Origin of the sequence: Paenibacillus segetis, from assembly GCF_014639155.1 — a bacterium.
Lineage (GTDB): Bacteria > Bacillota > Bacilli > Paenibacillales > Paenibacillaceae > Fontibacillus > Fontibacillus segetis.
Map to the genome: position 1 here is coordinate 128,273 of NZ_BMFT01000001.1, position 23,497 is coordinate 151,769.

The window sequence follows — 23,497 nt, forward strand, 5'->3', positions numbered from 1 at the left end:
AAAAAATATGAAAATCTATAAGCGGATAAGCATGTTGATGATGACTGTGATTACAAGTTTCTCGTTGTTGCTTGCACCAGCTCATTCATTTGCTGCTGTGGATCAGAACCAGACAAATTGGCTTAAAAATAATGCTCATGAGATCAAATCATTGGAGTCGGATGATTATACGGACCTAGCCTTTCTGAAGACATTGCTCAAAGACAAGACGGTTGTAAGTCTTGGGGAAAACTTTCATCGAGTAGCGGAATACAGTGAGATCAAGACACGCTTAATTAAATATTTACATGAAGAGCTTGGATTTGACGTTATTGCCTTTGAATCCGGGATGGGCGATGCTGCCGCTGTTTATGAGAATAGGGACTCGCTTAGTCCTGAGGCTATGATGACCTCATCGATCTTTCCAATCTGGCATTCACAGGAAACTCTGGAGTTATTCGATTATATCAAGCAACAGGGGAAAGGCGATAATCCGCTGTATCTAGCGGGATATGATATGCAGTTTACAAGTTCCTATTTGACCCAGTTTATTGCTGGAGGGATCGCACAACTGGATCTAGATCGAGGAAAAGATTTTGTTCAGTTCGAGCTGCAGGCAATTACGGATTTCTACGAAGTTTATAACAAATATGGGATGGACAGTAAGGAACCAGCTTTCAAAACGGAAATGCAAAAGGTAATCGACACGTATGAGCCTCAATATCAAGAAGTGATCAAGTTTATTGAGGAGCATAGAGCAGAGCTAACAGAAAAGTTGGCAGCGTTCTATCCTGATCAACCGCATCTATGTGATATCTACCTGAAGTCATTACATGATCATATTGAATTTTTGAAAAGCGGACTTGATGACGTGACGAATGCATACTCCTCGCGCGACCAACTGATGGCGGATAATCTAGATTGGGTGATGAAGACTCTATATCCGGGGAAAAAAGTCATTTTGTGGGCTCATAATGATCATCTTGCCAAAAATACTTCAAATATTCGGGTCAAGGAAGATGGCAAATGGATATATAGCTTCACCAGCATGGGGGAATTGCTTCATCAGAAGCTGCAAGACAAAATGTACGTGATCGGACTATTCATGAATCAAGGTGAATCTGTTACGATCTCTTCTTACAAACCTTTTACTATCGAATCAGCAACAAAGGGAAGTCTAGAGTACCAAGTCATGCAAAGTGGGTATACAAACACTTTTATCGATTTTACGAAACAGAAGGTGAAAGATAACAATAATGCCTGGATGTTCCGACATATTTACGCTTCTGAAGATGGATTGACGGCGGAGCAGATCAGACCGAATGTAATGAGATTTATTCCGCAGCAGCAATTTGACGGTGTAATTGTTATCGACAAGGTAAAGGCACCTACGCCAATAGATTATTCCAAGATCACATTTGGAAATGAGAAGGAATAATTAAAGAGAGCCTATACGACATGATTCCGTGTCGTATAGGCTCTTTGCTAATTTATTTGCCCCGGCGTCCAAAGATAAATATATGTCCGACAACACCAACAAGAAATAGGATGAGGCTGCCCCAAGGGGAAATGGTGAAGGTAGGCATGAGTTGTCCAAGCATCATGAAAACGGCTATGAGAACAACAGCTACACCGATATAGATGCCTAAGGCTTTGAGATCAAACTTACGAGGAACTTCATTTGATTCTTCTTCCTTAGGACCTGGTCCAAGGAAACGGGTAACCGCCTCGATTAATACAATCGATAAGACAGCTATGAGGAGGAGGGTTGAAGCGTTAATTTCTGTATATTCTAGCTCGCCCTCAAACCATTTACCCATAAATCCCGTGATCATATAAATAAAGAATAACCAGGTCAGAGCGACCCAAGGTATCATCGTATAATATTTGATTTTGTCTTTCAGAGTTCTGGGCTTACGCATCAATACATCTTCAATAAGATCTTTACAATATGCCACGGCATCTTCACCAAATAACTCTTGAGCTTGAATCGCCTTTTTTTGATTTTTAATGATTTTCTTGGCTAAATCGGTCAGGATTTCCTCACGTTTCGCTCGAGATAATGTAGTGGAGTCAGGCGAGATATAATTCAACATTTCCTCGAAATAGACCTGATTGGCTGGATTCATTTGTTGTGATAATTTCTGAAGTTGGTTATCCATATCATGGTTACTCAAGAACTTTTCTCCTTCTGGACTGATAGATGACATGAACTCATCTCTAATTCCCTTTAGTGTAAATGAATCATCGATTTTCTCGAGTAAGTATACTGCAAGATTCGATACTTGTGCAAGAATCCATGGGTGGAGCCACTGGAATCACTGTGGAATAAAAAAAGCCGATAACTCTAAGACTAAACACGGTATTTATATCCTAATGAGTGGAGGTTAAACAGCGTGAAGAACAATGAATCGGAGCTTACCCGGCGATATTTGCTGAATAGTCACTCTAGAGGCAGCCTTGAGGAAGTAGTGTCGGAGGTCGATTCTTTGGAGTTTGGAGATGAAGAAGAGCTTCTATCGGGTGCAGAACCATGGAGTAATCAACAATTTATGCAGGAATGGGATGGGAGAGATACGACACAATCTTTTTTTCTCAAGTCCTATGAATAAAATATGAAGTCATCCGAATGAACCGATTGACACTCCCCCACGGCGATGTTAAGATAAGTTATAATTCATATTAAACTTATCGGATTAATTAATATATAGTCCTGCATCGCGGGATCGGGGAGGTATAGTGAGATGGAACGACAAATTACCATTCATCACGAAGAGCAACAAATTGCCGCAAGTATCCATTATCCAGCACAATGTGCCAAGAAGGAAGGCCGCTGTAAGGACCGGGCACCGCTTGTGGTTATATGTCATGGATTTGTAGGAAACCGGATTGGTGTAGATCGTCTCTTCGTGAAGACAGCGCGTGAGCTTGCCGCTGAAGGAAATATCGTCGTTCGGTTTGATTATATCGGCTGCGGTGAGAGTAGCGGTGATTACGGACGGGAAGATGTTGATTCTTTGATTGCTCAGACACGAGCGGTTCTGGATTACGGGTTGAGTATAGGTGACATCGATCCTACGAAAGTTACTCTACTCGGACATAGCCTGGGCGGTGCGATTGCTATCCTAACGGCAGTACGGGATCGCCGGGTTAAAAATTTAGTGCTCTGGTCATCGGTAGGATATCCGTTTAGCGATATCGTTAAGATTACTGGGCGTAAAGTGTATGATGCTTCCGTTAAGAATGGCAGTGCTGATTATCTCGGATATGGCTTCTCCCCAGCATTTTTTGAATCTCTAGGTACTTATCAACCCTTCCAAGAGGCGATTAAATTCTCTGGGGATGTACTGATCGTACACGGTACTTCGGATGACGATATCCCTGTGGATTATGCCTTCTTGTATCAGAAAGTATTTTGGACACGCCCAGAAGGCCGGTGTGATAAAGAAATTATTTTCCAAGGTAATCATACCTACTCTTCAGGCGAGCACCAGGATCAATTGTTGCAGAAGACGAAAAATTGGCTTGGAGGATTGGAAGCGACCCAGAATGATTGGCTGAATTGGATGATTTAATATAAATTTTACAAAAGTCATACACATCACTCAAAGTCACAACTGGTAAATCACTCCCTACAGCGATACAATATATGTATAGTGTGAGTTCAAAAAGTCAGATATTCAGCACCAGAGTCTATGCTTTCGAAGTTGCGTTTTATCAAAACGCTCCCAGAAGGTTGAACGAAGCTAGGGACCGAGGAGCGGAGCTGCACGTTTTCGAAGAAAACGACTTCGGAAGCAATCGCTAGGCAAAACCTACGTGAGTACCTTAAATGTTTCCAAAGGAAACATACTTCGTAAGCATATGCTTGGTCCGGCTGAATCAAGATTCGATGTCGAATCCGCTTCCTGGTATGTTTTTTGATCAATAGGTGGCTTTTTGAACAACTTCTATATAATCAATTTGGCGTAGGGAGGTTTACTCAGATGACTCAACCTGCACTGTTTATTGCACATGGATCTCCGACACTCGCGATCGAAGACAATGCGTACACTAAATTTCTGAAGCAATTAGGACAAGAGATACTGAGGAAGCCACGAGCGATTGTGATCTTCTCCGCACACTGGGATTCGCCAGATCAATACGTGACGGAGGATACTCATCATCAGACATTACATGATTTCTACGGATTTCCCGATGAAATGTATAATATTAACTATCCTGTACCAGGTGATCCCGAACTGAGCAGAGAGATTGGCTCTATCTTTAAGAATAATAATTTGCCATTCCTGATGTCTTCAGGAAGAGGACTTGATCATGGGGCATGGGTTGTCCTAAGAGCGATGTTCCCTAACGGAGATGTTCCGGTAGTGGCACTATCTGTTGATTCCAGACGATCCCCTGAAGAACAATATGCCATTGGAAGAATGATATCTGGGCTAAGAGAGCAAAATGTGCTCGTGATTGGCAGCGGCGGATTGGTTCACAATTTGCGTCTTCTAGGTGATAACAAGTCCATTCCGGCGGATTGGGCTGTGGAATTCGACGATTGGGTTGGAGAACAGCTCGTGAATTGGGATTTGCGTTCGTTATTACAATATGAGAAGAAAGCCCCACACGTAAGGGATGCTGTTCCAGCCTATGCTAAGGAGCATATCGTCCCACTTCTATATGCGATGGGAGCAGGAGATAATGACCGCATTGCCCGCAAGCTGTTTCAAGAATACCAATATGGTAGCCTAAGCTTAAATTGCTGGATGTTCGGCGGACAAGATATCAAGATTTGAGTAGAAAATGAAGACATTTGTAAACAATATGAACATTCCACAACATCCTTGTCTTTCCGAGAGGATGTTATTTGTCGTATACTGTAAGAAAAATGTGGAATTACGGAGGAATAATAATATTGAAATTATCTAATCAAGTAGTTCTCCTGCTCCTGTTTCTTTGTCTCCTTATTATCCCCGCATGTGGTTCACCTAAGGAAGCTCCATCTCCCAATGCTGAAGAAGGTCCAACGGTTACGGAAGAACAAGTGGAGGAAATCATTCCAACACCATCTATTCCAGCCTATACAGCTCCTCTGACCGGTCTTCCTTTGGAAGAACCGGTTGTACGTCGTCCGTTGGCCGTCATGATTAACAATGCTCCGGCTGCTCGTCCACAATCGGGCTTAAACGGGGCGGATATCGTCTATGAAGTGCTGGCGGAGGGAGGAGTCACCCGTCTGGTAGCGATTTTCCAAACAGGAGAAGAAGTCGCACGAATTGGCCCTATCCGTAGTATTCGACCTTATATGATCGATTTAGGGGAGAGTTATCATGGTGTTCTCGTACATGCTGGTGCAAGTAATGATGCTTATGCGATTCTGCAACGTCAACATAAAGAAGATCTCGACGAGATAACGAATGCGGGAGCTTACTTCTGGCGGGACAAGTCTCGAAAGGCGCCGCATAATTTATACTCTAATCTGGAGAAACTGATGGAAGGCGCAACTAAAAGGAAATATGCAATCGAAGATACAGAAGTTCCTAGTTACACTTTCCGTAATGAGGATGACCCGGGAGAGGGAAATCCCGTCAGTAAGGTGGAAATTAAGTTTCTATTAAATAATTATCAAGTCGCCTTTGAATATGATCCTGAGACTAAGCTTTATAATCGATTAGTAAATGGTGAGCTATATAAGGATCGGGACTCGGATGAGGTAATAACCGCAACAAATGTAGTGGTTATGGGTGCAGATCACCAAGTGCTGGATGATGTAGGAAGGCTGAGCGTTAATCTGGAGTTAGGTGGAGAAGCATTGCTATTCCAACGGGGTAAGGTGATCGAAGGACGATGGATCCGCAACTCGAACGACGTTATTCGATTTGTAAAAGATAATGTCGAGGTTCCTTTTTATCCTGGAACGACATATTTCAACATCGTACCGAATAGTCCCGAATTTAGCAGCCATGTCGTCATGCAATAGATCGAATAAGTAGGAAATTATTCAATTTATGGTACAAGTTATGCATATAGAGGGTTCTGAATTCCAAATCCTAGGTGGAAAAAGAAAATTTCTCGTGACATGTTTGTAACAGCGTTTCCTAGCGTTAATTAGATGTGTTAAGATAATCAAGGTTATGTTAACGCGATGTTAACGCAATGTAAATAAACATACTTATGGATAGGAGATTTCAGATGCGAGTGAAAAAAAAGGACATCTTTTTTCAAACGTTGGAGAATATGGCGGATACGATCGTTGAATCGGCTGATTATTTCGCCCAGCAGGTAATGGAGTTCAAAGATGTGGGTCAGTTTGTTAAGAAAATGAAGGAATTTGAGTCGAAATGTGATGGATACACCCACACGATTATTGTCGAATTAAACAAAACGTTTATTACGCCAATTGAACGTGAAGACATCATGGATCTAACGACAACTTTGGATGATGTTATTGATGGACTAGAGGCAACGACGGCACGTTTCTTCATGTATCATCTCGATCAGCCGGACGAGTATATTGTTAAATTTGCTGAAATCTTACGCATCTCTGCTTATGAAATTCAAAAAGCGATTCATTTGTTATCCCAGAAGAAGTTACTTGCGATCCGTGAACATACAATTCGTCTGAATGATCTAGAGAACCAAGGCGATGATTTGCTCAGAATTTGTATTAATGAATTGTTTGCAAAAGTAACCGATCCGATTATGTTGATTAAGAAAAAAGAAATTTACGAACGTCTTGAAACGACAACGGATGCCTGCGAGCATGTTGCTAATATGCTGGAATCCATAATCATGCGTAATTCGTAATAATTATTTCGCGTTATAATCGATATTCGGGAGGATGGAATTGCGCGGATACATATAAAGAGAGAGATTCATCTGTGCAAAAAATGATATGGACACTAGTATGCTAATTATATTAATTGTTATTGTGTTGGCGCTCGCTTTTGATTTCATCAATGGGTTTCACGATACGGCTAATGCCATCGCAACAGCTGTATCTACGAGGGCTTTGAAACCTCGTACGGCAATTATGATGGCTGCATTTATGAACTTTCTTGGAGCGATCATGTTCACGGGTGTTGCAAAGACCATCGGTGGGAGTGTCGCGGACCCCGCCACGCTCGATAATGGGCTCGAGATTCTTGTTGCGACATTGCTTGCGGCAATTATTTGGAATTTGATCACATGGTGGTTTGGAATTCCATCGTCTTCGTCCCATGCTTTGATTGGTGCTTTGGCAGGAGCGGTATTAGTCGGTGCTGGTTCGGAAAAGTTAAATTGGAGTGGGTTCACGACAATTATTGAAGCTTTACTCCTCTCCCCGTTACTTGCTTTTGCAATAGGTTATATTGTTATGACCATATTGAAGTATGTTTTTGCTAAACGTAGTCCACATAACGTGAATAAAGGCTTTCGGAGTATGCAGATTATAACGGCTGCAATCCAGTCCTTTACTCATGGTACAAACGATGCGCAGAAAGCGATGGGGATTATCACCTTCGCTTTGGTGACGGCAAAATATCAGGACCATATGGAAGTTCCACTTTGGGTTAAATTAGCGGCTGCAACAGCTATGGCATTGGGTACTTCTATCGGTGGTTGGAAGATCATCAAAACGATGGGAACGAAGATATTCAAGATCGAGCCAATTAATGGATTTGCGGCGGATATTACCTCTGCTTCCATCATTTTTGGAGCGACACTGATCCACTTGCCAGTTAGTACAACTCACGCAATTACTTCCGCTATTCTCGGCGTAGGATCAGCGAAGCGTTTCTCGGCAGTAAAGTGGTCGCTTGCGGGAAGAATTGTGATCTCTTGGGTAATTACGATTCCAATTGCGGGTTTGCTTGCCGGAGGCATATACAAACTGTTATTCTAAGCAGTGTTTCGAAAGCCAATCATTTGGAGATTGGCTTTTTTTGGTGGGTCTAGATATAATTTTTGCAGGATGAGTGGAGAGGTGAGGCAAGTGATTCGGATATTGGGGATTACGCATGATCACAAGGTAGAGTCTAACATTTCGCTTGAACAACTAAACAATATGTCGACGTCGCAATACTTATGGAGCTGGATTGATTTCGACGAACCGACGAAAGAGGAAGCGGAAGAGCTGGGCAACTATTTCCACTTCCACCCGCTCGCTATCGAGGATTGCCTTATGGTTCTTCAAAGACCTAAAGTCGATTATTACGAAGACTACGAATTTCTAGTTCTGCACGCCATTGACCCAGATACTCTCTCTACAGTGGAGGTCAATCTGTTTATTGGGAGTACCTACCTTGTTTCCTTTCATCATCGCTCATTAACAGAACTAGATGAAGCATGGGAAGCCATAGTGAAACGTCCCCATGACAAGAAGAGTTGGCTTAAGGGTCCTTTTGCTGCCGCATATATGGTGATCGATAAATTAGTTGATCAGTATTTTCCTTGCGTATATGCGATCGAGGACGAACTGGATGAGCTCGAGAAAAGAGGAGCAAGGGAATCTGTTGAACTATTGATGAATCAGGTGTTTGATCTGCGGGGGCGGTTGCTCAAATTAAGGAGAACCATCGTACCAATGCGGGATATGATGTATCGTATTCTAAATTCCCAGCATATCCAGGGAGAGAAGGAGCATCGTGTTCATTTCTCTGATATTTATGATCATTTGCTTAAGTTGTCCGAGATGATTGAAAGTGATCGTGAAATGACCGCAGATCTACGAGACTCTTATATATCTCTTAACTCTAATCGGATGAACGGTATTATGAAGACGTTAACGGTTATTACAACGGTATTTATGCCACTTACGTTGATTGCAGGTATCTATGGTATGAACTTTATCAATATGCCAGAGTTGGATTGGAAATATGGGTATTTTATCGTACTTATTGTGATGTTAGGACTGAGCATTTGGATGATCCTCTGGTTCAAAAAGCGTGGCTGGTTTAAATAATGAGGTTCCTGTTTGTTTATGTAGGAAGGAGCCCCCGTGTTAACGGCGGCTCTTCCCGGATTTAGAGCGGCTCTTTGAAGAAGTGGAGCGACGCTGGCTATTACTTCGTTTGGTTCCTTTTTTTCGGCGTCGGCGGGGTTTGAATTCATCAAGTCCTCCCGATCTACCTTTCGATGCCGCGCCTTTACCTCCAGGGAGAAGACCTGCGACCAGTTTGGCCATTGGTGCGAATTGTTGAAAGGTTTGCATCATCTTCTGTACTTTTCCCATGGTCGCAAGAATACCTTCGATACCACCAAATCGATCCACGATTCCTTTGATATCGCCAAGATTTGGTATGGAGAAACCTCCGCCCGCTTTTGCAGCTCCACTTGCAGCTGATGTAAAGGAGTCATTTACCCCACTAGAGGGTGCGGAATAAGGCATGATTGCCGATGATTCTGCAGTTAGCGGTAGCTCTGTTTCATACGGATTGATTCCCGGGTAATATTGCGAATATGGATATGAAGGAGGCGTCGCACTCCGCCGTGGAGCATTATAATGAGGCATAGTATCACTTTCCTTTTCCTATTTTATAGGCGTTTATTACTATACTGTATGTGCCCGGAGCTTAGTGCGTATGGACGAATGTCCCGACTTTTATGGGCGAATGCGGATTTTAACGTTCTTTCTGTAATGCGTGAAATCGTTAATGCTTGAAAAGGGGGACGTTGCTCGGGTACAATGAATGTGTGTTTATAGTAATAGTAGGGGATGATTATTCAGTGCAACTCAAGAAGTTAAATGATAAAAGTATCGATCAATTATTTGAAGCCATTCTTACGCTGAAAGATATCGAGGAATGTTATGTCTTCTTCGATGATTTATGTACGGTAAATGAAATCCAATCCCTCTCTCAGCGTTTAGAAGTAGCGCGTATGCTTGGTAAGGGAAATACGTACAACCAGATTGAAGCTGAGACAGGAGCTAGTACGGCAACAATCTCACGTGTGAAACGTTGTCTTAATTATGGCAACGATGGCTATAAAATGGCGCTGGATCGTTTGGATCGCTAAGTAGTGAATCCGTGGACTAAGAAGGCGCCGTTAGAAGTACTAACGGATCGGAATTCGCGGGCAACGTTGGAGAAGCTTCCTCAGCTAGGGGTACTTGTGATTAGTCATGGATCTCCAGATAAGGAATGGGTAGCATCAGTAGACTCTGCCGTGTTGGAAGCTGCGGCAGAGTTGCCAGCGGGGCTGCTGATGGAGACATCTTTTCTTGAAATAGTGGAAGGGCGTCTTATTCAGGATGGTATTGATCGACTGGAATCACAGGGAGTGACAGACCTTATTGTTATTCCTTTGTTTGTGTCTTCCGGGAGCACGCATGTTGATGAGATAGCTTATGCGTTCGGTGTGAAGAACACGCCGGAGAAGGAGACTGATCTTGAACGTTTCCGTCTTTGTGCCCGCGTGTTATTTGGCGATCCTATTGACGATGATCCGGTAATTGCTGAGATGATCTGGGATAAAATAAAGACGTTGTCAGCTGATCCAGCACATGAGGTGCTGCTTCTGGTGGGTCATGGTAGCAAACATGATGGCTTCCTCCAGCGTTGGGAGCGGGGAATCTCCTCATTGTCCAAACGCGTTCAAGAGGTAAGTGGGATTGCTTATTCCGATTATGCATTACTTAATCCAGACAATGTGCGGCGTAAAGTGATATACTGGCAAGAGAGGCGCGGTTGCGATGTTATGATTGCACCGTTATTTCTAAGTGCGGGTTATTTTACGAAGTCGGCGATTCCTTCGCGACTTAGCGGCTTGCGATATCGTTATTCGGGAGAAGCATTGCTACCACATCATTTGTTATCCCGCTGGATATCTCGGCAAATATTAAATATAATGAGATTGAAATTATGATAAAACGGGTGGCGTTCATGGAATGAAAAAAGCTAGGTTGATCTATAACCCAACCTCTGGGCGAGAGGAGATGCGGCGGTTACTTCCGCACGTACTGGAACGACTTGATCGTGCTGGTATCGAGACGTCTTGTCATGCAACACAAGGTGAAGGTGACGCAACGCTTGAGGCGGCTGACGCTGTCGACCGGGGCTATGATATTATTATCGCTGCTGGTGGGGATGGCACGCTAAACGAAGTTGTTAACGGGATGGCAGGGAAGAATAATTTACCGCCACTTGGTGTGTTTCCTTTGGGAACAACGAATGACTTCGCTAGAGCCATGGGCATTCCGAAGCGTTGGGAGGACTATTGCGATTTAGTTATTGAGAATAAGACGAGACCCATTGATATCGGTAAGGCGAATGATCGTCATTTTATCAATATCGCAGGTGGCGGTTCTTTGACGCAATTAACTTATGAAGTGCCTAGTCGTCTAAAGACACTGATTGGCCAGCTTGCTTATTACATGAAGGGCATCGAGAAAATGGCGAGTCTGTCACCAACAAATTTGACGATTCGCGCTGAAGGATACGACGTACTGGAAGGCGAGTTTATGCTCTTCCTTATTGCGAATAGTAATTCGGTTGGCGGCTTTGAGAAGCTGGCTCCAGATGCACGGATCGATGATGGACTGCTTGATGTTATCGCAGTTAAGAAATGCAACCTGGCAGAGTTTATTCGACTTGTATCGATGGCACTACGCGGTGACCACTTCAATGATCCACATGTTGTTTATCTCAAGACGAGACGAATGGAAGTAACTTCGCCAGACCATGTGTTACTCAATCTTGATGGCGAATTGGGCGGCGAGCTGCCGGGGGTCTTTGAGATTTTACCACGACATTTGCAAATTTTTGCTTAAGTGAGATGTGGTTCCAATCAGTGACCTAAGTGCAAAAACTACAGTTAATTCGGGTATGTTTTGAAATTAAAAATTGTGTTGGGCTGATTAAGTGTATGGTTTGCAGTTACAATATTGGTCAGTGAGTATTTACGGATAATAGATGTAGAAAATGCAGTTAAAGTAATGACAATTCTGGTCAGAATTTAGAATCCCCTGCCCGTATCGGCGGGGGATTTGTGCGGATATAAGCGGACAAGTAGCGTATGATACGTAAAATAATAACTTTCAGGAAAGAAGTGGAGCAATCGTCATGAATAGACACCGGAATGCACGGACAGGAAGCGGAAAAGACCTCAGTAGCGCAGGACAGCAAGGGCGCGGGGGTAAAGGAAGCGGGAGAGCAGGGAGAGGCGTGAACACTCCTGCCGAAACGCAGATTGCCGGCTTACCGGTAGCGAAGAATGATGAAGCTGTCATCGACATCATCGGTATGAATCATGACGGTGAAGGTGTGGGCAGAGTAGAGGGCTACACGTTATTTGTTCAGGGAGGAGCTTTGCCGGGGGAGCAAGTCCGGGTAAAAGTGCTAAAAACGAAGAAACAGTTCGGTTATGCTAAATTGCTGGAGGTTATTGAAACTAGTCCAGACCGTGTGGCCGCACCTTGCTTGATCTATGATAAGTGCGGTGGCTGCCAGCTTCAGCACTTGAGTTACGAAGGTCAGTTAGCTTGGAAACGGCAGCATGTTGTGGATGCGCTAGAGCGGATCGGTAAGCTGAGTGTAGCTGGTGACGAGAATTCTTCTGACAGTGGGATCACCGTTCTGCCCACACTTGGTATGGAAGAGCCTTGGCGCTATCGGAATAAGGCACAGGTGCCTATTGGCGTTACCGAAGGTGGTTTGGTCGGAGGGTTTTATGCCCGTGGTAGTCATCGCATCATAGATATGGAGACTTGTCTCATTCAGCACGAGAGCAACGACGATGTAGTTGTTAAGGTTAAAGAGATCGGCCGCCGCTTCGGCATTACTGCATACGATGAAGAGACAGGACACGGCCTATTGCGTCACGTCGTCGTCAAGGTCGGCTTCCGCACAGGTGAGATGATGCTGGTCCTTGTCACCAATGGCAACAAAATTCCACGTGAAGACGAGTGGATCAACGCGATCCGGGAGGAGATCCCTGCGGTTGTGAGTATCTGCCAGAACGTGAATACACGGCAAACTAACGTTATTTTTGGGGATGTTACCCGCGTTCTTTGGGGAAAAGAAGTGATCTATGACTACATCGGTGATGTTAAGTTTGCCATTTCGGCTCGTTCGTTCTATCAAGTGAATCCGGTTCAGACTGAAGTACTTTATGGAAAAACTGTAGAATATGCAGGGCTAACGGGAGCGGAGACCGTGATCGACGCTTACTGCGGCATTGGTACAATCTCTTTATTCTTAGGGCAACATGCTAAGCGTGTATATGGTGTGGAGATCGTCAAAGAAGCCATCGAAGATGCTCGCGCGAATGCGGAGCTCAATAATATGCAGCATGTCACCTTTGAAGTGGGCGCTTCCGAAGACGTCATCCCTCGCTGGAAAGAGCAAGGGATCGAGGCCGATGTCATCGTCGTCGATCCACCTCGCAAAGGCTGCGACCCGCGACTCTTAGAGACGATTCTGGAGATGAAGCCAGAGCGGGTTGTGTATGTGTCATGCAACCCGGCGACATTGGCTAGAGATTTGCGAGTGTTGGAGGATGGTGGGTACAGAACGGTTGAAGTGCAGCCGGTGGATATGTTTCCGCATACGGTGCATGTGGAGTCGGTGGCTTTGTTGGTGAGGGATGAAACAGTTAAGTGAAACCTTTCGTTTTGTTGGTTTTTGGGTATGATACAGGTTAAGGATGTTTGTGATACAAGGGGCAAAATTGATGATTGATGTAAAATTGATGTAAAAGTCAATCATAAATCAACCTAAATGAACCGAAGACGCCGGGTAAAAGCCTAGGCGTCTTCGTTATTGTTAGTGTGCTGTTTTAGATGTGAAGAATAATTCGAACTTATCCGCGGCTGCTTGGTCGGCCGTCCGAAGAGCATGGCCGTAAATCTTCATTATTATTGTAATGCTCTCGTGCCCAAGCCGTTTAGAGATGATCTTGGCAGGACGCCTTGGAATCAGAATTGTAGCCGACGTATGCCGAAGATCATGGGATCTGATGTACCGGAAATCATTCTTAACGAACAATCGGAACTATTGATAGGGCCGATCATGACGGAATGGTTGTCCACGGGGATGTGAAAACATAAAAAAACAATTGAAGCCGCACCATTCATCCCCGATGTCATTTCGTTCTTGAATTCTGTATTCGTAATATTCTGTTAGCTCTTTAAGCATCGAGCTTGGTAATGCAACGTTACGAGTAGATTTTTTTGTTTTAGGCTGTTTCACGATGATTTCACCCTTCAGAGCATGAATCATGCTCTGTGAAACATCTAATACCCCCGTGTCAAAATTAAGATTGCTTCCATTCAAGTACAAGTAACTCACTCCGTCGTAACCCGGTTGTAAGAGCTAAAGTAATCATTATCCTCCAGTGGTAAAGTTCACGTTGCAGAGCTCGAAGCATTTGTTCTACTTTTGCTTTATCATACGGGATAATTCCTTTGAATCCACTCTTCTTTTTTGCACACCACTGACCGATTACGCTTCTCCATTCAATTGCACGTTTTAGAATGTTTTAAGAAACGGTTAGAGTAATTTTGATCGTTCCAGAGACTAATCCACCATTTTTTTATCTCCACGGCTGCTCTTCTTTTTAAGTTTTTCGGAAAAGTTTTTGTTATCCCCCAATTGCATGTGCTGGAAAACAGGAGGCTATTCTACTACTTCATGAAACTATATCTGAGATAGTGACCAAGCTATATGACAACGATACATCAATTACCATTAGCATCTGTTTAAATTTAAATCAAATCCCATCTAGGATAAGAACAGGAGTTTTTAGTGCGGGCAGCTGTAATCCACTTTTTATGGTTGCAGTCTAGTCTCGATAAGAAGGAGGCACCAGCAAAATCAAGCTTTAAGATAGAATTCCCTACTTGTCGAGAAAAGTAAATTCAATGTTCAAGCATCAGGTTCATGGAACGCCGGGATACCCGACATCTGTTCATTATCGTCAAGAAACCCTTGGAGGTATCTGATTATCTTGGCGTTAAACAGATCTGTATTTATATAATCATGCGGAAAGTCCCTTTGTAAGAATACGAAGAAGGTTATTTATTACAGAGAATCAATTAATTCAAGATTCATGCTAACACTCCAAAAAAACATTAGTAAATCCATTACTCGTTTTTAGTTAAATTATGAGTGAGAGATATCTACTTGGGTTCTAATTAAATGGGCACTTCAGAAGAGGTAAAGACTTCCAAATACCATTGTGATATTATTAGGTAAATTGGCCTATTCTTATGCTGAGTTTATTAGTGAGAGGTGTTACCATATATGGAAAGCGAAAGTGTTATTGAAAACAAGATGTATTACATAAGACATGGGGAAGACATATTTTTTAATAAATCTTTTAAGGACCAAAAAAAGTTTATCTTTTCACTATTAAATCTACAGTTTAATAGTGAGAATCTTCATATTTTAATTGGGTCGGGATGTTCTCTACCAGCAATTCCTTTAATGGGTCAAACATTCTATAAAGTTAAAGAGTTAGCTGAAGTAAGAGAGGCACTGGGAAAGTTCGGTGGGGATAGTCAGGATATCGAAGGTTATTTAAATTGGCTTAGAACTGCAATGATTTTCCATGATCCGGATACTTCTGAATTCAGAAAGTTTGAGCAAGCATATAACTCTACAAAAATTGAATTGCTTAAGTCAATTAATTTGAACTATCACAATGACTTTGATGATCAAAATAGTGATGATAGAAAAACAAAGGTATCCCTTGAGAACTACCTTAAGTTTTACAGCGGAATATTTGCTCAAAGAGAATTTAAAAAACTATCGCCTATCAACGTATTTACAACAAATTATGATTTATTTAATGAGGTAGCAATGGAGTTACTAGGGATTCACTACACGAATGGTTTCCGTGGTTCTATTAATAGAACCTTTGAACCTTCTGAATTTCGATTAAGGTTAGTGGATGATGAAAATAGGTACAAGGATAAGTGGAATGCTTTGAGACGTTACGTAAAATTGTATAAAATTCATGGATCGATTGATTGGAAGTTTAATCATAAATTAAAAGAAATCGTACAAAGCAATGTCAATTTAGATGAACACGTGGATGTGATGATCTATCCGACCGTGAACAAACATTATGAAACCCAACAAACACCGTACTCTGAACTTTTCAGAGAATTTACAATTAACTTACAAAAAAAGAATTCGACATTGATTGTCTTAGGATATGGTTTTCCAGATGATCATATTAATCAATTAATATCACAGTCATTAAATAATGAAGATTTTACATTAATTGTTTTTGGTAATAAGAATGAGACAAATGCTGCTAAGTTTATCGAAAAACACCGAGAAAAACATAATCTTCACTTTATAGGTGGCAACAATGGTGGCGATGCAAACGGACATCATTTCAGTAAAGTGATAGAGTATCTTGGAAGTGGAGAAATAAATGAAAATGCAGAATAGTATTGGTGTTGTAAATAAGGTGTTTGCCAATAGAATAGTAATAGAAGTACCTGATACTACTAAGATAAATAACAACTTTCTTGGAGATATCTATATTTGTGATGGCATAAATACTATAGTAACCATACATAAGTCAAAAGAATATAAATTTATTTATCAATTATCAAGTTTATATGAGATGGAAAAACCTTTTGATAATAATGATGAAATATCAAAGTTCTCTGGTAAAGCATTCTTCGAAGCCGTTCCTCTAGGTGAAATTTACGAAGGAAAGTTTGAGTTTGGCTTGTCTATGTTCCCTATGATTGGAAGTGATGTTTTTCTAACTATCAATCATGATATTAACTTAATATTTCAACCTGAAAATTCAGATTTTTGTATTTCATTAGGGTATTTAGCAACTCAAAATAGTTTCAGTCCAAGGATTTCTATTGATAAATTTCTAACACACCATACGAGTATTTTAGGAAATACAGGTTCAGGAAAATCAACAACTGTAAGAAAGTTACTAAATGAAGTAAATTATGCGGCTACCCAAGTTGGAGTGAATATAAATAATGCTAATTTTGTAGTGTTTGATGTTCATGGTGAATACGGAAATATATCTAATTCAGTTTCAAATAAGGTAGATGTTATAGAGGAGTTATCAATTCCTCTGGATACTTTAACTGTTGATGACTGGGTGAATTTAGTACAGCCATCCTCAGCAGTACAATATCCAATTTTATTAAATGGTCTACGGTGGACAAATTTAATAGAAAACACAGCTGATTTACACAGTTGGATAAAAGTTTATTGTGCATTAGAATTATACGATAATATCCAGACGGAGCCTGTTTCAAAACGAACAAAAATAATGGGTTTACTAAGAGATATTAATAATACCAATATATCAACAGTTCTTGCACACTATAATCCTCAATACGCTAATTTTCAAGGAAGCCATGAAAACGCCTTTAAAGAAACTTTGAAAGAATATATTAAAGAGAAATCGTCTTTTGAATATGAAGACTGTAAGGAACAGATCAGCTTACTATTAGAATCTGCTGAATACTCTATTACTAAGTTAAAAAACTTAGAAATAGGTATGGACATGACATTTTTGGTCGAAGAAAGTAAAGGCAACTCCCAAGTTCGTTCATATTGCTCTACATTAATGACCCGTATTTCGAACTTAATAGCAACATATTCTAAATCAATATTTGATGATGATAGTACTAAAATCTCAAACTTTTGCAATATGATTGATTTCAATAAAGGATTTACTATCCTTAATTTTTCAAGTATGGATGATTCTGATTTGTTGTTTTTTTCGGGATATTTGTTAAGATTCGTTTTTAAGAAGCAAAAAGAAAAACGCACGGCCGATGGTGAAAAGAAGTTATTTCATTTTATATTTGACGAAGCTCATAAGTACATCTCTGAAAAAGATGAGGAGAATATTAAATCAACAAAGATATTTGAGCAGATCGCAAAGGAAGGGCGGAAGTTCGGGGTTTTCATGATACTAGCCAGCCAAAGGCCAGGAGAAATATCTAAAACAGTATTATCACAGTGCAACAACTTCATTTTACATAGAATACGAAACAATGTCGATCTTGACCAAATGAGGAAGAGCATACCTTATCTAAATGATTCACAATTAACCAGAATATCGTTTTTGAGGACAGGATCAGCTTTATTAGTTGGCGAGGCTTTTTCAATACCAATGGAGATTATTATTGATGGAAAAGAGTATGGGGAAGTAACTAAGTCATATTTACCGTCAGAAATTTGGAGCCAATAATACTGACTTTTTGTATGGTCACAGTGCAAAGGTTAGTTAGGTTCAGCGAGTAAGAATTTGAAAGGTATGTTTAATCTCAGAACGATCTTATATATAGATATGATCAGGTAAAAGTAATTTAAGCCTGAATGTTAAGGAAGTCAGAATCAATATGTTAGTATTTAGTTATGTATCATAGGCATTATTTGGCCGAGAGGTGAATACCGATAATGAACAGGCAGAGATATTATAATGAGATTTCTGAAAGGTTAGAAATATTATCTAATAGAATTAAAACTAACGGCAAATTAAATGTTTTAGACTTAAATATCCATGCTGAAACATTTTATAGGGACTTGTTAAACTGTGTGTATGGATATCAGTTGGAGTCAGCTAACATATCAAATGCAAATATGGCAGCAATCGACTTAGTCGATTCTGTAAATAAACAAGTCATCCAAGTATCTTCAACGGCTACTAAGCAAAAGATAGAGAGCACCTTGGCTAAAGATATAATCTCAGATTACGCTGTGAAAAACTATAAAATTAAGTTTCTATTCATTGCAGATGAAGCACAGAAGCTGCGAAGTGATAAATATTCCAATCCACATAAGATTTCTTTTGCACCACAGGAAGATATTTTAGATAAGGTTAAATTGCTAACCTCGATCTCACAATTAAGTTTTGACTCGTTCAGTATTGTACACAAGTTGTTTACTATGGAATTTGGAGGAGTTCAAAATGCAAGGGAGAGTAGCACCAGCCACTATAGTGCAAAGATTATAAGCAAAATTAATACAATCAATATTTTGACATTGAAAAATTTGTTTTTAAACATATGGCTGAAAGACCTTGATGGTAATTTTTTAACGGGGAACTTTTCAACTGATACTGTATTAAGATTAAAAAGCCTATTTGACTTAATAAACCAGAAGGAATTAAACAAAATATCAGGTGTCAACAGTGAAAATTCAATTGAGGCCTTATTTAATGCTGTATCAGCCCTTGCACCAGATTTATCAATTGACCTAAATACTTTCTACCACAAGACCATGTTACCGACTATAGCATGTGTGAATGGTTTTTTAGAAAAGAACGAGTCCTATTATATGTCTATTGGTGCACTGGGACTGTTTAATGACAACTCTGAAGAAAGTATAGTTGATTGTATCATGAACAACTCACTTCATTTTTTTTCGAATATACTTAGTATACTTGAGAGTCTATGGAAGGATAGGGATTATTCAAAGATAGAGAACGAAGTAAGTAATGAGATGCATAGCTATTTATTAAAACGTATTAAACGTTTAATTGATGACGACAAGCGGGAATATATAAAAGTAATATTCGATAGAAAGTCTATTGTTGATGTTGAATTGGCGGAAATGTTTTCTTGTGAATTAATTGGATTAAGGAAAAAACTTTATGAATGTACTAAAGATATTTTATCTTATGATTATTATGATAATTTTTCCACCCAGTTAAATATTAGTTCAGTATATTCCAAAACGTTTGAACTGTATTATTCTGATATTTTTGGGAGGCAACATGAAAGTTAAATTCGTGAAGGTGTGGGATGACACAAGGTTTGGGTATGTGAAACATATTGTTTTGCAAGTTGAAGAATCAGATACTTTTCTTACAGATGCAAACTTTAATCCTGGATATAAAATTATCATTTCTGCTGTTTATCATCATGTAGGGGCAGCTGGTGGACACAACTTTAATCCATACCACGGTAATCGAGTTACGGATTTAAGTAGCAAGATTGATTTCACTGAATCAGATGTTCTTGGGTTTTATCTCAATAAAGTGAAAGATATTCATGAGATGCCTGAGGAGCTTTACACCGATTCTTTTTGGAATGTTGTTAGAACTGATAGTTATGGTGAAATACATCGGGTGTTCGATGATGATTGGAACTCATATTATAAAGTCCTACATACGAACAAATTTAGTTTTGAAGAGTTAAGAGCGAAACTCTCCTCAATAAATACGAAAAGTAACTTGTTTGAAGAATCTGGGATAGATATCGAGTCATTTTTTGATAAACAGCAAGAATGGATGAACCGGCTAGATAAAACATCAGGCAGAACGAATAATAAAAAAAACATTAATTATGCTATTATTGATAAGCAAAGTTTAGAAATTTGTAGTGATACTTGGTCTACCTCTTCCCAAAGGACTATTGCTGATTATTTATGGTGCCCTTGCGATGAACTTCCCGAATTTTTATGGGAACAAGTGCAAAATAAAAATGAAATGAGTTTGAATAGAATATTCAGATTGAATGAAGATATTTGAGGTGTTTCTGTTGAAGTTGGGCTTTCCTTTATGGGAATGTAGATTGGTACTTTCGTGGTCACACGTCTGAATCAATGGATACTGTTAGCAAACTGTGCAATCTAACGGCACATTATATTATGGATAATCATCGTGTCAAAGATTATGGTTGATGTAAAATTGATGTAAAACATCAGCATAAACGTGTGGTCATCAACCATTCAGAACGGAAGGAGAATACCAAAAAGCCCGTCAAATCAAGGTTTCTTCGGATTGCAACAGATCACATCCCAAGATAATATGTTCCCGCATACGGTGCATGTGGAGAGTGTAGCGGTGTTAGTACAAATGGACAAGTAAAATAGAGTTCTATTGAAGAAAATAGTAAGGAGGGGCTCCCCCTTTTTTTGAATAAATTGGGTGTACATGCTACTCTCGGGGTTATGATATATTGTAAGGGCATAAACAGGTTAGTTTTACCACTACGGGATAAGAATTTGTCCTAATATTCATAGAGAGGTTTTTGATATGATTCATAATTTTTGGCGTGATTTACCACGACCTTTTTTTATACTGGCGCCCATGGAAGATGTGACGGATGTTGTTTTTCGCCATGTCGTAAGTGAAGCAGGCAGACCGGATGTGTTTTTTACGGAGTTTGCGAATTCAGAGAGTTATTGTCACCCGGAGGGGCACCATAGTGTGCGCGGGCGTTTAACTTTTACAGAGGATGAACAGCCCATTGTAGCTCATATCTGGGGAGATAAGCCGGAATACTTTCGTCAAATGAGCATCGGTATGACAAAGGAAGGATTCAAAGGCATCGATATTAATATGGGTTGTCCTGTAGCGAACGTAGCAGAGAATGGGAAGGGGAGCGGCCTCATCTGCCGTCCAGACATTGCAGCGGATATCATCCAAGCCGCAAAGGCCGGGGGCCTGCCCGTCAGTGTAAAAACAAGGTTAGGTTTTAGTGCCGTAGACGAATGGCGCGACTGGTTAACTCATATTTTGAAACAAGACATTGCTAATCTGTCCATTCATTTGCGGACTAGAGAGGAAATGAGCAAAGTAGATGCTCACTGGGAACTGATTCCGGAGATTAAGAAGCTTCGCGATGAGATCGCTCCAGATACACTTCTGACCATTAACGGGGATATCCCTGACCGTCAGACTGGCCTCAAGCTCGCTGAGCAATACGGTGTGGATGGTATTATGATTGGGCGTGGTATCTTTCATAATCCATTTGCATTTGAGAAGGAACCGAGGGACCACAGTAGTGAAGAATTACTTGATTTGCTACGGCTGCATCTGGATCTCCATGATAAATATTCGATACCTGAACCACGTTCGTTCAGCCCTCTTCCCAGGTTCTTTAAAATATATGTCCGTGGATTTCGAGGGGCAAGTGAATTAAGAAATAACTTAATGAACACAAAGTCAACAAGTGAAGTACGTACGCTGCTGGATGAATTTGGGAACAGGGAGCTTAGTGGGGCGGAGGAGCATGGGGATTAAGCTGCCGAGTTTGGAGAAACACCGGAAAATTGCGGTAAAGACAAAGGGGCACCCGACAAATCGGGGCCCCTTTTTTGTTTTAAGACGTTAGCTACGTTTAGACTAATCCTAATCATTTATGCATATTTCTTGACGTCACCTTATACAAAAATAATGAAATGGAATTCTAATGCATAGCATACAATTGGATCATATACTAAATAACTATCCTAGGAGGAACGTTATGAAGAAAAGATTATTAAAAACGTTGTTGACATCTATGTTAGCGCTTTCATTATCTATAGTAGGCTTATCTGGAGTACAAGCGAAAGAAGTTACTAAGCCTAAAGCGTATAGAAATGTTGGTTATGTGTTTCAGAGAGGAAGTGATATTTCAAAGCTTGACGTAACAAAAATTACCCACTTAAATTACTCTTTTGGACTTATTTATAATGAGGAATACAAGGCTGTTAAAAATCCTGAGACAGGTGAAGTGTTTGGACCAGAAACTAATCCAGATGTAGCGACACCGCAGTATTTTAGACCAGAACAACTTCATACTATTTATTTACCAACTAAGGTTGCATCAGATTTATCTAGATTGGACGAATTAAAGACAAAAAATCCAGACTTAAAGGTGCTTTTATCTATAGGTGGTTATGATGCTAGAGGTTTTTCAGATGCAGCAGCAACGGAAGAAGCAAGAAAGATCTTTGCTAAATCAACTAAAGATGTAATTGCAATGTATGGTTTAGATGGAATAGATTTAGACTGGGAGTACCCTGTAAATGGGGCATGGGGATCTATTAAGGCAAGAAAAGAAGATAAGCATAACTTTACGTTATTGTTACAGGAAGTAAGAAAGGCTATAGGTAAGGATAAGCTTCTGACGATTGCCGGCTCAGCAAATACATTGTTTACAGGAACAGAAGCTAGTGGAAAAGATGGTACATGGACAGAGTTTGATAAAATTATACCTATTCTAGACTTTATCAATATTATGACGTATGACTTCCAGTATGATTCGAATTATTTTGGATCAGCTCTTTACCCATCAAAGAAATGGCCAGCAAAAGATGCTATTGAAGGTTATTGGGTAGATAAGGCTGTACAGAACTATATCAAAAATGGTTGCCCACCAGAAAAAATTAATTTAGGATTAGCATTTGCAGCACCAACCCCACAGGTTGTTAGAATGAATGAGCATTATCCTATTATTAAAGAAAGATTACAAAAAGCTGGTTTCTTGGATTCACAAGATCCTGGATTAAAACGTGTAAAAGATTTATTAGAAAATAAAAATGGCTTCACTAAAGAATGGGATGAAGATGCTAAAGTAATGTATATAGCAACTGTATATGATAACAAAAAGCAATTTGTTATGAGCTATATTGAGCCAAAAGGATTAACAGAGAAAATGAACTATGTCAAAAAACTAGGCTTAGGAGGCGCAATGTTCTGGGAGTTTGGCAGTGACTATGATAACTCCATTGTTACCCAAATTGCGGATGAGTTATCTATTAATAAATAGTAAGTGATTATTTTTGAATAAGCATAATAGAGGAGGGGCTGTCCCAAATGTCAGTAAATGACTTCGGGA

The 23,497-nt window shown here is 40.4% G+C and carries 22 protein-coding genes and 1 pseudogene; 19 read left to right on the plus strand and 4 right to left on the minus strand.

Annotation, left to right across the window (positions count from 1 at the left end; genetic code table 11):
- The first annotated feature begins 7 nt into the window (after positions 1 to 7).
- Positions 8 to 1,417: an erythromycin esterase family protein gene (locus tag IEW05_RS00595; RefSeq protein WP_188540621.1), complete on the plus strand. Its 1,410-nt coding sequence runs from the start codon at positions 8 to 10 to the stop codon at positions 1,415 to 1,417.
- A gap of 52 nt (positions 1,418 to 1,469) precedes the next feature.
- Here IEW05_RS00595 and IEW05_RS00600 read toward each other — a convergent pair whose 3' ends face one another.
- Entirely contained in the window at positions 1,470 to 2,156 is a 687-nt protein-coding gene (locus tag IEW05_RS00600; protein ID WP_188534814.1) for a DUF1129 family protein, read from the minus strand.
- A gap of 219 nt (positions 2,157 to 2,375) precedes the next feature.
- On the opposite strand from IEW05_RS00600, the gene IEW05_RS00605 reads away from it, so the two are divergent.
- The 7 genes from IEW05_RS00605 to corA all read left to right on the plus strand — a co-directional run bounded on the left by IEW05_RS00605 (position 2,376) and on the right by corA (position 8,914).
- Positions 2,376 to 2,591 (plus strand): hypothetical protein, encoded by a 216-nt coding sequence (locus IEW05_RS00605; protein WP_188534816.1) that lies wholly within the window; start codon positions 2,376 to 2,378, stop codon positions 2,589 to 2,591.
- A 132-nt stretch (positions 2,592 to 2,723) separates the two neighbouring features.
- Positions 2,724 to 3,554 (plus strand): alpha/beta hydrolase, encoded by an 831-nt coding sequence (locus IEW05_RS00610; RefSeq protein ID WP_188534818.1) that lies wholly within the window; start codon positions 2,724 to 2,726, stop codon positions 3,552 to 3,554.
- Positions 3,555 to 3,965: 411 nt separating this feature from the next.
- Positions 3,966 to 4,766 (plus strand): DODA-type extradiol aromatic ring-opening family dioxygenase, encoded by an 801-nt coding sequence (locus IEW05_RS00615; protein WP_188534820.1) that lies wholly within the window; start codon positions 3,966 to 3,968, stop codon positions 4,764 to 4,766.
- Positions 4,767 to 4,885: 119 nt separating this feature from the next.
- Positions 4,886 to 5,950: a DUF3048 domain-containing protein gene (locus tag IEW05_RS00620; protein ID WP_229753206.1), complete on the plus strand. Its 1,065-nt coding sequence runs from the start codon at positions 4,886 to 4,888 to the stop codon at positions 5,948 to 5,950.
- A 212-nt stretch (positions 5,951 to 6,162) separates the two neighbouring features.
- Positions 6,163 to 6,777 (plus strand): DUF47 domain-containing protein, encoded by a 615-nt coding sequence (locus tag IEW05_RS00625; protein ID WP_188534822.1) that lies wholly within the window; start codon positions 6,163 to 6,165, stop codon positions 6,775 to 6,777.
- A gap of 88 nt (positions 6,778 to 6,865) precedes the next feature.
- Positions 6,866 to 7,855: an inorganic phosphate transporter gene (locus tag IEW05_RS00630; protein ID WP_188534824.1), complete on the plus strand. Its 990-nt coding sequence runs from the start codon at positions 6,866 to 6,868 to the stop codon at positions 7,853 to 7,855.
- Positions 7,856 to 7,945: 90 nt separating this feature from the next.
- A complete protein-coding gene (gene corA, locus IEW05_RS00635) occupies positions 7,946 to 8,914 on the plus strand; it encodes a magnesium/cobalt transporter CorA (protein ID WP_188534826.1) in 969 nt (322 codons plus the stop codon).
- A gap of 39 nt (positions 8,915 to 8,953) precedes the next feature.
- Here the strand turns inward: corA and IEW05_RS00640 are convergent, their stop codons facing one another.
- Positions 8,954 to 9,463: a hypothetical protein gene (locus IEW05_RS00640; protein ID WP_188534828.1), complete on the minus strand. Its 510-nt coding sequence runs from the start codon at positions 9,461 to 9,463 to the stop codon at positions 8,954 to 8,956.
- Between the two features lie 215 nt (positions 9,464 to 9,678).
- Between IEW05_RS00640 and IEW05_RS00645 the strand changes: the two genes are divergently transcribed.
- The 4 genes from IEW05_RS00645 to rlmD all read left to right on the plus strand — a co-directional run bounded on the left by IEW05_RS00645 (position 9,679) and on the right by rlmD (position 13,553).
- Positions 9,679 to 9,969, plus strand: coding sequence for a YerC/YecD family TrpR-related protein (locus tag IEW05_RS00645; RefSeq protein WP_127192975.1), 291 nt, complete (start codon positions 9,679 to 9,681; stop codon positions 9,967 to 9,969).
- A 66-nt stretch (positions 9,970 to 10,035) separates the two neighbouring features.
- Complete coding sequence (locus IEW05_RS00650; RefSeq protein ID WP_188540625.1) at positions 10,036 to 10,818, plus strand: sirohydrochlorin chelatase; 783 nt, start codon at positions 10,036 to 10,038, stop codon at positions 10,816 to 10,818.
- Positions 10,819 to 10,840: 22 nt separating this feature from the next.
- Entirely contained in the window at positions 10,841 to 11,722 is an 882-nt protein-coding gene (locus IEW05_RS00655) for a diacylglycerol kinase (RefSeq protein WP_188534830.1), read from the plus strand.
- Between the two features lie 292 nt (positions 11,723 to 12,014).
- Positions 12,015 to 13,553, plus strand: coding sequence for a 23S rRNA (uracil(1939)-C(5))-methyltransferase RlmD (rlmD, locus tag IEW05_RS00660; RefSeq protein ID WP_188534832.1), 1,539 nt, complete (start codon positions 12,015 to 12,017; stop codon positions 13,551 to 13,553).
- 291 nt (positions 13,554 to 13,844) lie between these two features.
- Here rlmD and IEW05_RS26035 read toward each other — a convergent pair.
- Positions 13,845 to 13,910: pseudogene (locus IEW05_RS26035) on the minus strand (hypothetical protein); the annotation flags it as partial.
- 33 nt (positions 13,911 to 13,943) lie between these two features.
- Positions 13,944 to 14,231, minus strand: a complete 288-nt coding sequence (locus IEW05_RS26040) for a hypothetical protein (protein WP_188534836.1) — start codon at positions 14,229 to 14,231, stop codon at positions 13,944 to 13,946.
- A gap of 963 nt (positions 14,232 to 15,194) precedes the next feature.
- Here IEW05_RS26040 and IEW05_RS00675 point away from each other — a divergent pair.
- The 7 genes from IEW05_RS00675 (at position 15,195) to IEW05_RS00700 (ending at position 23,428) form a co-directional block, all read left to right on the plus strand.
- A complete protein-coding gene (locus IEW05_RS00675; RefSeq protein ID WP_188534838.1) occupies positions 15,195 to 16,352 on the plus strand; it encodes an SIR2 family protein in 1,158 nt (385 codons plus the stop codon).
- A complete protein-coding gene (locus tag IEW05_RS00680; RefSeq protein WP_188534840.1) occupies positions 16,336 to 18,138 on the plus strand; it encodes an ATP-binding protein in 1,803 nt (600 codons plus the stop codon). The genes IEW05_RS00675 and IEW05_RS00680 overlap by 17 nt, the downstream gene beginning before the upstream one ends.
- Before the next feature lie 209 nt (positions 18,139 to 18,347).
- Positions 18,348 to 19,676 carry an SMEK domain-containing protein gene (locus tag IEW05_RS00685; protein WP_188534842.1) on the plus strand — a complete coding sequence of 443 codons (1,329 nt, stop codon included), beginning with the start codon at positions 18,348 to 18,350 and terminating at the stop codon, positions 19,674 to 19,676.
- On the plus strand, positions 19,666 to 20,421 hold the full coding sequence (locus IEW05_RS00690) for a hypothetical protein (protein WP_188534844.1): 756 nt from the start codon (positions 19,666 to 19,668) through the stop codon (positions 20,419 to 20,421). The genes IEW05_RS00685 and IEW05_RS00690 overlap by 11 nt, the downstream gene beginning before the upstream one ends.
- Positions 20,422 to 20,604: 183 nt before the next feature.
- Positions 20,605 to 20,760, plus strand: a complete 156-nt coding sequence (locus tag IEW05_RS25545) for a hypothetical protein (RefSeq protein ID WP_194434077.1) — start codon at positions 20,605 to 20,607, stop codon at positions 20,758 to 20,760.
- A 168-nt stretch (positions 20,761 to 20,928) separates the two neighbouring features.
- On the plus strand, positions 20,929 to 21,918 hold the full coding sequence (locus tag IEW05_RS00695; RefSeq protein WP_188534846.1) for a tRNA dihydrouridine synthase: 990 nt from the start codon (positions 20,929 to 20,931) through the stop codon (positions 21,916 to 21,918).
- A gap of 223 nt (positions 21,919 to 22,141) precedes the next feature.
- Positions 22,142 to 23,428, plus strand: coding sequence for a glycoside hydrolase family 18 protein (locus IEW05_RS00700; protein WP_188534848.1), 1,287 nt, complete (start codon positions 22,142 to 22,144; stop codon positions 23,426 to 23,428).
- Positions 23,429 to 23,497 lie beyond the last annotated feature (69 nt).